At 38.6% G+C, this 14,452-nt stretch carries 9 protein-coding genes; 5 read left to right on the top strand and 4 right to left on the bottom strand.

Annotated features, from left to right (window positions below; translation table 11 throughout):
* Positions 1–28: 28 nt before the first annotated feature.
* Positions 29–937 carry a TIGR01777 family oxidoreductase gene (locus tag WBG21_RS02905; protein WP_340074630.1) on the bottom strand — a complete coding sequence of 303 codons (909 nt, stop codon included), beginning with the start codon at positions 935–937 and terminating at the stop codon, positions 29–31.
* Positions 938–1,010: 73 nt separating this feature from the next.
* Positions 1,011–1,679 (bottom strand): tRNA (5-methylaminomethyl-2-thiouridine)(34)-methyltransferase MnmC2, encoded by a 669-nt coding sequence (mnmC2, locus tag WBG21_RS02900; protein ID WP_340074628.1) that lies wholly within the window; start codon positions 1,677–1,679, stop codon positions 1,011–1,013.
* A 132-nt stretch (positions 1,680–1,811) separates the two neighbouring features.
* Between mnmC2 and WBG21_RS02895 the strand changes: the two genes are divergently transcribed.
* The 3 genes from WBG21_RS02895 to WBG21_RS02885 all read left to right on the top strand — a co-directional run bounded on the left by WBG21_RS02895 (position 1,812) and on the right by WBG21_RS02885 (position 6,198).
* Positions 1,812–2,879 (top strand): branched-chain amino acid aminotransferase, encoded by a 1,068-nt coding sequence (locus WBG21_RS02895; RefSeq protein WP_340074626.1) that lies wholly within the window; start codon positions 1,812–1,814, stop codon positions 2,877–2,879.
* Between the two features lie 406 nt (positions 2,880–3,285).
* Positions 3,286–5,052 (top strand): ATP-dependent nuclease, encoded by a 1,767-nt coding sequence (locus tag WBG21_RS02890; RefSeq protein WP_340074624.1) that lies wholly within the window; start codon positions 3,286–3,288, stop codon positions 5,050–5,052.
* Between the two features lie 189 nt (positions 5,053–5,241).
* Positions 5,242–6,198, top strand: coding sequence for a Fic family protein (locus tag WBG21_RS02885; RefSeq protein ID WP_340074622.1), 957 nt, complete (start codon positions 5,242–5,244; stop codon positions 6,196–6,198).
* A 104-nt stretch (positions 6,199–6,302) separates the two neighbouring features.
* On the opposite strand, the gene WBG21_RS02880 is transcribed toward WBG21_RS02885, so the two are convergent.
* Positions 6,303–9,746 carry a methylmalonyl-CoA mutase family protein gene (locus WBG21_RS02880; protein ID WP_340074620.1) on the bottom strand — a complete coding sequence of 1,148 codons (3,444 nt, stop codon included), beginning with the start codon at positions 9,744–9,746 and terminating at the stop codon, positions 6,303–6,305.
* A 138-nt stretch (positions 9,747–9,884) separates the two neighbouring features.
* On the opposite strand from WBG21_RS02880, the gene WBG21_RS02875 reads away from it, so the two are divergent.
* A complete protein-coding gene (locus tag WBG21_RS02875; protein ID WP_340074618.1) occupies positions 9,885–10,589 on the top strand; it encodes a DUF4197 domain-containing protein in 705 nt (234 codons plus the stop codon).
* A 66-nt stretch (positions 10,590–10,655) separates the two neighbouring features.
* Here the strand turns inward: WBG21_RS02875 and WBG21_RS02870 are convergent, their stop codons facing one another.
* On the bottom strand, positions 10,656–11,156 hold the full coding sequence (locus WBG21_RS02870) for a hypothetical protein (RefSeq protein WP_340074616.1): 501 nt from the start codon (positions 11,154–11,156) through the stop codon (positions 10,656–10,658).
* Between the two features lie 279 nt (positions 11,157–11,435).
* Between WBG21_RS02870 and WBG21_RS02865 the strand changes: the two genes are divergently transcribed.
* The gene (locus tag WBG21_RS02865) at positions 11,436–14,441 is read left to right on the top strand and encodes a SusC/RagA family TonB-linked outer membrane protein (RefSeq protein ID WP_340074614.1); all 3,006 of its coding nucleotides are present in this window, start codon (positions 11,436–11,438) and stop codon (positions 14,439–14,441) included.
* The last annotated feature ends 11 nt before the right edge of the window (positions 14,442–14,452 follow it).

Here is a 14,452-nt window from a genome sequence, read left to right as displayed (position 1 = left end):
AAAAAGTGAAGTAATTTTTAGGGTGCGCTTATTTAAGCAAATCTTCTAGTGCTGAACGTACGTTCTTATATTGGAAAGAAAAACCGGCCTCTTCTATCTTTTTACTACTAACACGTTGACTAGAATACACAATTTGTGCCATTGTACCCATCAATATTTTTAAAATTATTTTAGGGATATTCGGCAAAAAAAGTGGCTTCCTTAAGACAGAAGCTATTTCTTTAGTGAGTTTTTTATTGTTTATAGGATTAGGTGCAACCCCATTATAAACACCCTGTAAACCATTCTCTATGGCATACATGAATAGTCGGGCAATATCTTGGATGTGTATCCATGATTGCCACTGTTCACCACTGCCTAATGGTGCCCCCAAACCATATTTTACAGGTGTTGCCATTTGCTTTAAAGCACCTCCTCCTTTTGCCAGAACCACACCAATGCGAATCTTGACGACACCTATTCCAAGTTCTTTTATTGAATCGGCTGCCTGCTCCCATTGATAAACCACATTCCCCAAAAAAGTAGTATCTACCACTTGTGTATGCTCTTCGTAGTAATTTGTTAAAGAAGAAGGGTAAATCCCGATAGCAGATGCTGAAACAAGTTTTTTTACAGAATGGCTTTCTATACTTTCCAATCCCTTCTTCAGTACGTGCAAAGATTGTATCCGGCTATTGAGGATTTCTTTTTTGTACGATTTCGTCCATCGTTTTGCTACAGAAGCACCTGCCAAATTAATAATCGCTTCTACACCTTCAAAGCATGATACATCTACTTCCCCACGAGCCGGGTTCCAATAAAAACCTTTGTAGTTTTCTTGCTGAACAATTTGCCCTTTACGGGTGGTCAAATAATGTACAACAATCCCCTTTGCATGGCACAGTTTCACTATCTCCTTCCCAATCAACCCCGTTGCTCCCGTAATCAAAACTTTCATGGTCTTATTGTTTTAATTAAAATTACAGCTTTTAAAAAGGTTTGTAATGACTTTTAATGAAGGTTTAACACTCTTAAGTTATTTTCCGAGCCCGCAACATCTCGCGTTTTCCGGGAGGGCCGGGCAACCGTTCTACAATAAAACCTACTACTTGCATCGCCCTTCGCACACTTCCTTTAGCAGCATAGGTAACCAAGATGCCTCCCGGCCGAAGCGCCCTGTACATAATAGCAAAAATTGCTTCTGTCCACAATTCTGGTTGTACACGAGCTCCAAAAGCATCAAAATAAATAAGGTTGTAGTTGTTAGTTCCTGTTAGCTCCTGAAACTTTTTTTGCTGCTTGGTCAAATTAAAAAATGAGGTTATGGCATGACTTTCTTCCCATAAACATTTGTGTAAGTGTTCAAAAATGGTTTCATAATCAGGAATACCGAGCTGTTCCGGATAATTTAATGCTCTCCATTCCGATTCTGCCACCGGATAGGCTTCTATACCTGTATAATTGATTGTCAAGCCACGTTTTTCAGCTTCCAGAAAAGTGACAAAAGCATTCAGCCCGGTACCAAAACCTATTTCTAAAATCGAAACAGGGCGTTGTCCCTCCAACAAAGCCAATCCGTTATCAATAAAAACATGGTACGCCTCATTAATAGCCCCATGCTTTGAATGGTACTGCTCATTCCAACCTGCTATATGAATGGTCGTTGACCCATCTCCGGTTGTTATAATTTTCCGTTTCAAAACCAACTTTGTTTTATTTATGGTCTATCCCTACAAATCTGTTTCAAGATAGCTTTAATTTCTACTAAAAAAGACATTTTAACCTTTTTTATGACCGATTCCTTTTATATTTGTCATCAGAAAGAAGGATGTATGAAAAACGATCTTATGACAAAAATAGTGGTTGAAAAAGCAACCTCCTCCAAAATAGGGAATGTTGATTTTGAAAATTTGAAGTTCGGTAGCATTTTTACCGACCATATGTTTATGTGTGACTATAAGGATGGGGCATGGGGCCCGCCAAAAGTCCTTCCTTACCAACCGCTTCAACTGGCACCTTCGGCTAGGGTTTTTCATTATGGACAGGCGGTATTTGAAGGTATGAAAGCCTATAAAGATGATGAAGACGGTATATGGCTGTTCCGTCCCGATGAGAATTTCCGACGCATCAATACATCAGCGCAACGGTTAGGAATGCCCGCCTTCCCAAAAGAAGCTTTTTTTGAAGGTTTGCAAACGTTGCTAAAACTAGAAACAACTTGGATCAAAAAAGGTTATGGCAACTCCTTGTACATACGGCCTTTTATGATTGCTACCGAGGCCAGTGTACTGGCATCGCCTTCTTCCGAATATAAATTTATGATCATCTGCTCCCCTGCCAAATCGTATTACGGTGGCGAAGTACGTGTAAAAATCGCTGAAAAGTACAGCCGTGCTGCCGATGGTGGTGTGGGTTTTGCCAAAGCAGCAGGAAATTATGCCGCACAGTTCTACCCTACGAGCGTGGCCAACCAAGAAGGGTTTCAACAAATGATCTGGACAGATGCCAATACACACGAGTACTTGGAAGAAGCAGGCACTATGAACGTTTTCTTCCGGGTGGGCGATACCTTGCTTACCGCTCCCAACAACGACCGCATTCTGGATGGCGTGACCCGTAAGAGTGTCATTGCCATTGCAGAAGCTAACGGAATTCAAGTAGAAGTACGGCGGGTACCCGTGGCAGAGATCATAGATGCTGCTGAAGCCGGCACACTAAAAGAAATTTTTGGTAGTGGTACCGCCGCTGTTATCAACCCGATTGCCGGGTTTGGCTATAAAGGTAAAACGTATGAGTTGCCAAAAATGGAAGACTCCTACGCCGCTTTCCTTAAAAAAGCCTTGATGGACATCCAGTACAACAAAGCCGAAGACCCTTATGGGTGGAGGTATAAGGTGTAGGTAATCCTCTTATTGGCATTTTTCCTGCTAACAATTGTCATTCCTTTAAATGATTTGTCATTCCGCATTTATTGTGGAGTCCATTGGTATTTATGCTTTGGATTCCGTGCTTAGCATGGAATGACAAAACCTCTTTCATAAAAAATTCAGGTCATTTCGATCCCGATGCGTATCGGGAGAGAAATCTCATTAAAGGAGCCAATAATATATACAGATTTCTCACCCTCGCTATTTGCAAGGGATTCAAAATAACGTTTTCTATAAAACTACGGTTTTACCGTAATAAGCTACTTTTTTTGTAGGTTTATGTAATTTTAATAGAAATAGGTTAGATTTGTGGATATATAACTAGGAATAAACTTTCTGAAGGGCTTTGTTCAATTGTTACACACAATGTACGAAATCGGTGAGTCATAAATTAACTACAATAAAAATTCAAAATTTCAAATCGATTAGAGCAATCGAATTTGAACTTTCTGAATACTCCCCATTAGTCGGATATAATAATGCAGGAAAATCTAATATTCTGGAAGCTATAAAATGGGTTTTACGTAAAAGTTCATTAAAGACAACAGATTTTAATAATATTAATGACCCTGTTATTATGACGGCAAAAATTGATGGAATCAGTGAAACTATTCTTGAGAACTTAAATGTGACTCATAGACAAAGAATTGAACCCTTTTTAAATTCGGAATCATTAACTATTAAGAGAACACAATCAGCACCAGATATGACTGTTGCTAATATCCAACTTGAAGTACTGAATCCAACAGATGGACAATGGCAAAATAACCCTACTGGAATTGATAACGCAATTAAAGATTTATTTCCCGAACCTATTCATATCGGAGCAATGGAGAACTCTGAGGAAGATGTAAGTAGATCAAGATCGGGAACTACTATTGGAAAATTACTATCAGAAATAATCGGACCAATAGAGAAAGAATATGGAGACCAACTAAGGACTGTTTTGGATGGTTTAAAAGATGTTCTAGATGCTGATGGAGACAATAGAGCAACTGAGTTAACCAAATTTGACACTCAAGTCAATGAGAAATTAGATGCATTTTTTCCTGACATCAATGTTAAAGTACACGTTCCAACACCTGAACTTAAAGAAGTTTTTAATAAGGGGACTATTAAAATTTACGAAAATCAAAGTTTAAACGGAACTGATGTATCCGCATTAGGTCACGGTGCACAACGCTCTATACAAATGACATTAATTCGTCATCTCGCAGATTTAAAAATAGCGTCTCAAGAACAGACAACAACAACTTTATTGTTGATTGACGAACCTGAACTTTATTTGCATCCACAAGCCATAGAAATTTTAAGAGTCTCTTTAAAAACACTATCAAGCCAAGGATATCAAATAATATTTACTACACACTCACCATTTATGATTACTGAAAAGGATATTGCTAACACATTACTTATTCGTAAAAACGCAACATTAGGTACTCATAAGAGAAATTCCTTAAAATCGGCAATTCCACAAGTTGAGCAAGATGCTCAACATCAATTAACTTTAATGTTTGCTTTAAGCAATTCAAGTAATATCTTGTTTTCGGAAAGAGTAGTATTATCAGAAGGCAAAACAGAAAATAGATTAATGCCTTTCTTAATTGAAAAAATATCTGGAAATTCTTTAGGTGCAAATAAATGTGCTTTAGTTCAACAAGGTGGTTCTGGAAATACTAGAAAATCTAAACAAGTACTTGAAATGATGGATTTACCTTGTAAAGCAATTGTAGATTTAGATTATGCATTTACTCAAGGAATTGAAGATGGGTTTTTGCAACCAGATGACGCTGATGTTTTAGCTTGTAGAAATGAAATGGCAAACTTGGCAGCAACCAATGGAATAAATTTAAACAATGATTGGCCAACTAAAAGACGAAGTTCAATGACAGCGGAAGAGGCTTTTGCACTACTTGCACAAAGCACTTCTGTTCAAACAAATATTCAAAATCTAAAAACTAAATTATTAGCGAATGGAATATGGATTTGGACAAAGGGAGCAATTGAAGAACACCTCAACATTCAAGGAAAAAATGAACAAGTTTGGGCTAACCTAAAAAATGAAATTGAAATCAATGGTCTTGAAGCAACTTTACCAAATGATTATCAAGAAGTTTCAGATTGCATAAATTGGTTGTTGGAGTAAAAATACTATGTGTAATAATTCCTCACTCTCGCTAGTATTCTGCTAGTGGTGAACCACCAACAGGTTACTTTCTAATACTGGTAGATGTTATACCCGACTGATAAGAAAAAAATGGCAACTACTTCGTTGTTATCTATCAAAAAATGTATATTTGATAGTATCATATGATAGTATCATTAAGTATATTCCATGAAACCACCTTATGAAATTAACAGTACCATTCTAGAGCTTATCTCATCCATTGCACAACAAATTGGGGAAATAAAAGCGGCTAGGCTCACAAGGCCCCCTACCGAGCTAAGGAAAAGAAACAGGATCCAAACTATCCAATCTTCATTAGAGATAGAAGGTAATACGCTTACCGTAGAACAAATAACGGATTTGATTAACCATAAAAGGGTTATAGCCCCTCCAAAAGATATCCTTGAGGTGAAAAATGCCATCCGTGTATATTCTAAACTGGCTGCTTTTGACGTGTTTAGTTTACGTTCTCTATGTGCCGCCCATAAGGTGCTCATGAAAGGTTTGATGGACAACCCTGGAAAATTGCGAAAAACTTCTGTGGGAATTGTCAAAGGGGCCACCATTGCACATGTTGCACCCCCGGGAGCCATGGTACACCCACTTTTAAAAAAGCTATTCAATTATTTAAAAAATGACCCTGACCTGCTATTGATAAAAAGCTGTGTTTTTCATTACGAGTTTGAGTTCATACATCCTTTTATTGATGGAAACGGACGAATGGGCAGGCTTTGGCAAACCATGATCTTAAAAGAATATTCACCGGTATTTGAGTTCCTGCCCATTGAAATGTTGGTTAAAGAACGGCAGCAAGATTATTACCATGTGCTGGGATTATCTGACCGTCAAGGCAGTTCAACAAGCTTTATTGAATTTATGTTAGAAATTATCTATTTGGCGTTGGAACATCTTTTAAAAACACAAAACATAGCAACCAAAGATGCAGATAGGGTTATCCTTTTTAAAACGATGGTAGGTGACAAGGAATTTTCCAGAAAAGATTACTTAAGGCACAATAAAGATATTTCTTCAGCTACTGCCAGCCGGGATTTAAAAAATGCTGTTGATAATGGTTTGTTGGTCAAAACAGGTGATAAAAGGCTAACAAAATATAGATTTAAGTAAAAGTACGAGCTATTATATATTGCCCTTACTACCACTAGCAGTAAACAAAAAATAAATTGATCATACCCTTATGGATTCCTTGCCAAGCACGGAATGACAGTTCACTACATATTTCTCCGGTACTGCCCGCCTACTTCAAACAACGCATGGGTAATTTGCCCTAACGAACATACTTTGGTGGCTTCCATCAGTTCTTCAAAGATGTTTTTGTTATGAATAGCGGCTTCCTGAATGGACCTTAACGCTTTTTCAGCATCCGGAGCATTCCCTTTTTGCAGGTTTTCCAAGGTTTGTATCTGGTTTTCCTTTTCTTCTTTCGTCGCTCGGATAATCTCCGCCGGAACAATGGTCGGAGAGCCCTTACTACTCAAAAAAGTATTTACCCCAATGATGGGGTACTCACCTGTATGTTTTAAGGTTTCGTAATACAAGCTTTCTTCTTGTATTTTTCCGCGTTGGTACATGGTTTCCATCGCCCCGAGGACGCCCCCGCGTTCGGTAATACGGTCAAACTCCAACAACACGGCCTCTTCTACAAGGTCAGTCAATTCTTCAATGATAAACGAGCCCTGCATCGGGTTTTCGTTCTTCGCCAAGCCCAATTCTTTGTTGATAATCAATTGTATCGCCATCGCCCTGCGCACCGACTCTTCGGTAGGGGTGGTAATGGCTTCATCATAGGCATTGGTATGCAACGAATTGCAATTATCATAAATGGCATACAATGCTTGGAGTGTGGTGCGGATATCGTTAAAATCAATTTCCTGGGCATGCAGCGACCTTCCGGAGGTTTGTATGTGGTATTTGAGCATTTGTGCCCGTTCGTTTGCTCCGTACTTTTCTTTCATGGCTTTTGCCCACAGCCTACGGGCTACACGACCTATCACCGCATATTCCGGGTCAATACCGTTGGAAAAGAAAAAGGAAAGGTTGGGCCCAAAAGCATTGATGTCCATACCCCTGCTCAAGTAATATTCCACATAGGTAAACCCGTTTGCCAGCGTGAATGCCAATTGCGAAATGGGGTTCGCTCCTGCTTCTGCAATGTGGTATCCGGAAATGGACACGGAATAAAAGTTACGGATGTTTTGCCGGATAAAATATTCCTGTACATCGCCCATGAGACGGAGCGCAAACTCCGTAGAAAAAATACAGGTATTCTGCGCCTGGTCTTCTTTTAAAATATCAGCCTGTACCGTTCCGCGTACTTGTGACAGGGTTTTTGCTTTAATTTTTTCATAGACTTCCTTGGGCAGTACTTCATCTCCGGTTACACCAAGCAGCATGAGCCCTAGTCCATTGTTCCCTTCGGGAAGTTCGCCTTGATAGGTAGGGCGTTTTACACCTTTTTCTTTATAAATCGCTTCGATTTTAGCATTTATTTGTTTCTCCAGACCTTGTTCTTTGATGTATTTTTCGCATTGCTGGTCAATGGCCGCATTCATAAAAAAGCCCAATAGCATGGGTGCTGGCCCGTTGATCGTCATACTCACCGAAGTCATTGGGTCTGCTAAGTCAAACCCGGAATACAGTTTTTTGGCATCGTCCAAACAGCAAATAGAGACTCCGGAATTTCCTACTTTCCCATAGATATCGGGGCGATACCCAGGGTCGTTACCATACAATGTTACGGAATCAAATGCGGTGGATAAGCGCTTTGCCGGCATGCCTAAACTGACATAATGGAAACGCCGGTTGGTACGCTCGGGGCCTCCTTCACCGGCAAACATACGGGTGGGGTCTTCTCCTTGTCTCTTGAATGGATAAATACCCGCTGTATAAGGGAATTCGCCCGGAACGTTTTCCTGTAACACCCATTGCAACACATCTCCCCACGCCTGATATTTTGGCAAGGCTACTTTAGGGATTTGCGTGTGGGACAGGGATTCGGTGTGTGTTTCTATGTTGATTTCTTTTCCGCGAACGGTAAAGGAATATACCGGCGCTTTGTACCTGTTGACCTTTTCTTCCCAATAGCAAATGATTTCCCAGTTATAAGGGTCTAGGTTCATTTTGACCCGGTCAAACTCAGCAACTAATAATTTTATAAAAGGTTCTTTGTCTTTTTCTTTTAGGTTTTTAAGAATTTCTTCTTGTTCAACCCCGGATTTAGTAAGAAGATCGTTTTGTTTTAGATCTATTTCAGCTACAGTAGTAATGGTTTTATACAATCCATAGAGTTTTTGTGCAACGGCTGCTTGCTCTGTAGCTGCATTATCATAGCTGCGGTTGTTTTCAGCAATTTCTGAAAGGTAACGGGTCCGGGCAGGTGGAATGATGAACTGTTTTTCAGACATTTCGCCCGTAATCTGAAAGTTACTTTCAAAATTCACCTTTGCTTTCTCGTTAATGGTTTTTATCAAATGTTGGTACAGTGCATTGGTCCCCGGATCGTTAAACTGGGAAGCTATGGTGCCGAATACTGGCATTTCATCAGTATTTGTTTCCCACAGGTTGTGGTTGCGTTGGTATTGTTTTTTTACATCACGAAGGGCATCAAGGGCACCTCGCTTATCAAATTTGTTAAGGGCTATCACATCAGCAAAATCAAGCATGTCAATTTTTTCCAGCTGTGTAGCGGCACCATATTCCGGGGTCATGACGTACAACGACGCATCGGAATGGTCTAAGATTTCCGTATCGCTCTGCCCTATTCCGGAAGTTTCCAGGATAATAAGATCATACCCGGCCACTTTTAAAATAGAAATGGCATCGTCCACATGCCTAGATAGGGCTAAATTGGCCTGTCTTGTTGCCAATGAACGCATGTACACACGCTTGTTGTTAATGGAGTTCATCCGGATACGGTCGCCCAACAAAGCACCGCCTGTTTTTCTTTTGGAAGGGTCTACAGAAACTACTGCAATGGTTTTCTCTTTAAAGTCTAGCAAATAACGGCGTACCAATTCATCTACCAAACTAGATTTCCCTGAACCTCCGGTTCCTGTAATTCCTAGTACAGGTATTTTAACCTCTTTTGCTTTTTGACGAAGCTGGCTTAGTATTTCTTTATTTTCTTCTGGAAAGTTTTCTGCCGCAGAAATAAGTCGGGCACTCGTTCCATAATCAGTTGTTTTCAACTTTTTGAAAGCTGCTACTTTTTCTCCGATAGGAAAATCTGATTTTGAAACCAAATCATTGATCATACCTTGTAATCCCATTTCTCGACCATCATCAGGATGATAAATGCGGGCAATACCATAATCCATCAACTCTTTGATCTCCTCCGGCAAAATAGTCCCTCCGCCTCCACCAAAAATTTTAATGTGTGTTGCATTGTTCTCTTTGAGCAGGTCGTACATATATTTAAAGTACTCTATGTGCCCCCCTTGGTAGGAAGTCATCGCAATGGCATTAACATCTTCTTGTATAGCGCAGTTGACCACTTCTTCCACACTACGGTCGTGCCCTAAATGAATCACTTCTACTCCGGTTGATTGAATGATACGGCGCATAATGTTGATGGCTGCATCGTGTCCATCAAAAAGGGAAGCTGCGGTAACAATCCGTATTTTATTTTTGGGCTGATAAGGTGGTATTTGTTTCATTGTCAATAAACTCCTTTTATGGAGGCCGCAATTTACGGAATTCTCAAAAAAAATAGTGGTTTGATTAAAAATATATAAAATTGAAGTTTACGGACATTTTACTGCATTTTCATATATTTAGCCTATTAAAAGAATTTTATGAAAAAGTCCCTCGTCTTAGTTGTTTTTGTTTTTTTACTGAATGCGTGTAATGAATTACAACAGGTTGTTAATCAATTCCCAAACGGAAATGGTTTGAGTAATGAACAAATAGCTTCGGGGTTACGCCAAGCTCTTAGTTTTGGTATTGATAAACGAGTAAGCAAACTAACTCAGAAAGATGGTTTTTTCAAAAATAAACTGGTAAAAATTTTATTGCCTCAAGAACTTCAAAAGGTAGATAAAACATTGCGAGATATTGGGTTAGGAAACCTAGCTGATGAAGGGCTTAAGGTATTGAATAGGGCTGCCGAAGATGCTGTGAAAGAAGCGACCCCTATTTTTGTGGATGCTGTTAAAGGGATTACGTTTTCAGATGCTAAAAATATATTGTTGGGTAATGATAATGCGGCAACACAATATTTGAAGGTGCGAACAAATACTGCTTTATACACAAAATTTAACCCGGTTATAAAACAGTCATTAGATAAGGTAGGCGCTACACAGGTATGGACAGGAATTATACAAAAGTATAATTCTTTGCCCCTAACTTCGGATGTAAACCCGAATTTACCGGATTACATTACACAAGAAGCTTTAAAAGGGGTTTATACTATGATTGCTGTGGAAGAAAAACAGATACGCACCAAGGTTTCTTCTAGGACTACTGATTTACTAAGACGTGTTTTCGCGCTTCAAGATTAATTCCTTTATTAAATAAAAAAACCTGACATAAAGATATCAGGTTTTTATCCTTTTGAAGGATATTATTTACTGTGCTTTCTTTTTGTATAAACCGTCAAACCCTGTTTTCCATTCCTTGCCGTCAGAAGAAACTTCCCAGTGTTGCCTTACACTACCATCTTCATTTGGTGTCCAGGTAATTCGGTTAATAACTATTGAACCATCAGGTTGTGTAATCGGGTCACCTTGAAGCACCATTTCATTTCCTACCAATCCCCCTTTTAGATGAAGGCTTCCTCCTTGATTGTCAATCCAAATCTGTTCCCAACGGTCATATTGTGCATTATAAAAGTTGTAACTGGTACCAGTATATTTTCCGGCTACCCAATTCTCTCTTAGAATACACTCTTCTTGTATCTTGTCTATTAAATTAGTCCCCGCTAATTTGCCGTTAGGTGTAAAAGCTTCCCAGTCACCTATCCAAAAATCAAATGCTTTATGGTTTTCTGTGCAACATTTACAATTGGTATTTTGTGCATAGGTAGTTGCCCCTACTGTTACCATAAGTAATACTATTATTTTTTTCATCAGTATTTTGTAGTTTAAATTCATTTGTTCAAATATATGAATATTTATTATTTATAACATTTAGATCATTAAATTCTATTAACTAATTTCTTTTTGTTATAATTAATGCTTATGATAAAACAAAAAAACATTAATTTATATATGGTTTTTACATATAAATATACTTTACTCTATTAATTCTACAAAATATTACGTTAATCCTATCTTTAATTGTTTATAGAAATAAAAAAAATCTTAAATTCGCCATTATATATAACACAAATAAAAACTTTAGTTAACATGAAATTAAAAAATTACTTTTTTCTAGTTATGATGGTTTTTGGAGTTGCATTAACATATGCACAACAAAAAACCATTACGGGTAAAGTTACTGATCAAGAGGGTATTCCACTCCCGGGAGTGAATATTCTTGTGAAAGAGACTTCTAATGGAACTCAATCAGATTTTGATGGCAACTATTCCATTACAGCATCTGAAGGTCAAACATTAGTCTTTACTTATTTAGGCCAAAAGACAGTAGAACAACTTGTAGGAAGTAGTTCTACTATCAATGTTCAGATGGAAGAGGACGCATCGCTTCTTGAAGAGGTTGTAGTTATCGGTTACGGTACACAATCAAAAAGAAATGTGACTGATAATATTGTATCACTAAATTCGGAACAAATCAACAATATTCCAACACCTAGTTTACAAAGTGCCTTGACTGGTAAAGCTGCCGGGGTTCGAATCACACAAATTAATGGTAAAGTGGAAGGTGGTATTAAAGTACGTGTTAGAGGTACTTCTACCATTTCGTCTTCGCAAGAACCACTATATGTCGTAGATGGTGTTCCTGTTAATAACAGTGATGAATCCATTAATGGTTCTCCTATAAACCCATTGGTATCTATCAATCCCAATGATATTGAATCTATACAAATACTAAAAGATGCTTCTTCTGCAGCAATCTATGGGGCACGGGGATCTAATGGTGTGGTGCTTATTACCACTAAAAAAGGTAAACAGGGAAAAACAAAGGTTACTGTAAACTCTTCTTACGGATGGAGTACTGCCACTAACAAAAGAGATTGGCTAAATGCTGCCGAGTATGTAGAAGTTTTTAATGAAGCTGCTACGAATTCTGGATTTCCTGCGGGAGCATTGGACGGTACTTATGATTTCTTTGCCGGAGGAACTGATTGGAGAAATGGAGAAGTAGATACCGATTGGCAAGATATAGCCTTGGTAGATGGTTCTGTAGAGGATTACTCTGTAGCTGTTTCTGGTGGAAGTGAAAAAACCCGTTTTTTTCTATCAACTGCCTATAACAAGACTGATGGTATTACAAGAGGTAACACTTTAGAGCGGTATTCGGTTAGAACTAATGTAGACCACAATATATCTAGCAAATTTAATGTAGGTATTAACTTGGGTATTACGAAGAGTAAAATAGACCGTTTAGCAAACGATAATGCTTTTGCTACGCCTATCCAAGCAATAGCACAGGTACCTTTATCTCCCGCTTACTTAGAAGATGGAGTTACTCCAAACGATCAAACCCTATACTATAACTTCTTGTTTGAGGAGTTTAACGCTAATTTCCAAACTAATATATGGAGGGTACTAGGAAATGTATATGGTCAATATCAAATAACCCCTGAATTAAGTTTCCGATCAGAATTTGGATACGATTACAGCACACAAGTAGCAGAACGTTTTAATGGTAGTTTAACAGAATCTGCATCCGTAGGAGGGTTCGGAACAGCCAATTCAACTACTACAGAAAGGTATAATTTGAACAACTATTTCACTTATAATAAAGTGTTTAATGATATTTACGACTTTGAATTTACCGGAGGGATGAGTTTTGAAGAAACCAACAGAAGAAATCAATTTGTTCAAGGTCAAGGATTTCCATCAGACAATTTACAAACTGTTGACAGTGCTGCAGAAATTGTAGATGGTGGCTCTAACAGGACAGCTTTTAATTTCCTTTCCTATTTTGGTCGGGCCTCCTTAGTCATAAACAATAAATATTTGTTCAAAGGAAGTATCCGTTATGATGGCTCTTCAAGGTTTGGTGAAGATAATAGATATGGATGGTTCCCTGCCGGTTCTGTGGGATGGATACTTTCTGAGGAAGATTTCCTTAAAGAGTCTGCCTTAATCTCTTCTTTAAAGTTAAGAGGTAGTTGGGGTGTCACAGGTAATGCGGGTATTGGGAACTTTGCTAGCTTAAGTTTATTCCAAGGATCTTCATATAACCAACGTTCTGGTCTAGCCCCTGTTCAGCTTGGCGATCCCAGTATACAATGGGAAAGAACCACACAATATGATATTGGTATTGATTATGGCCTTTTCGATAATCGTATTTCCGGAGAGATCGATTACTTCGTTAAAACCACTAAAGATTTAATTCTAAACGAACCTGTCCCCGGAACTTCTGGTTTCACTACTATCACAAGAAATGTAGGAGAGTTAGAAAACAAAGGTTTTGAATTTGTCCTTAATACAAGGAACATTGTAAAAGATGATTTTAGTTGGAGTACTTCATTTAATATCGCAACCCTTGACAATGAAATTAAAGACTTACCAGGGGGCGATGTTATTGTAGGGCAGAACCTTGTAAGAGAAGGAGAGAGTATTTCTTCATTCTTCTTAGTAGAGTTTGCCGGCGCGGACCCTGATAACGGAGATGCTTTATTTGTAAGAAACACATTAAATCCTGATGGCACACGAGATCGTTCCACCACTAATAATTTTAGTGAAGCCGAGCGGGTTATTACAGGAAGCCCATTCCCTGATTTAACAGCAGGCCTTACCAATACCATTAATTATAAGAATTTTGATCTCTCATTTACGTTCCAAGGCGAATGGGGGGCTTCCATATACAATGGAGGAGGAAGATTCCAATCTGCTAGTGGAGACTTTTTTGACAACCAATCGAAAGATCAACTCAACAGATGGCAAAACCCGGGTGACATCACCAATGTACCCCAATTGCGTTTATTTGGAGCAAACGGGACACAACAGAGTACCCGGTATTTACAAGAATCTGACTTTATACGATTACGAAATCTGACGCTAGGCTATACACTACCGAGTGACCTTACACAAAAATTCTTCATAGAGAAGTTACGTGTATACTTTACAGGATTTAACCTATTGACTATTACAGATTATGATGGCTATGACCCTGAATCTACCGCAGATTTCAATGGAAATGCCTCCATTGCATCTGGTATTGACTTTTATTCAGCGCCTGCAGCAAAAACATATACATTTGGAGTTACAATTGACTTATAAAAAACATAAAT

This window comes from Leptobacterium meishanense (assembly GCF_037645805.1).
GTDB lineage: Bacteria > Bacteroidota > Bacteroidia > Flavobacteriales > Flavobacteriaceae > Leptobacterium_A > Leptobacterium_A meishanense.
This window is presented reverse-complemented; position numbering and strand designations above follow the sequence as displayed.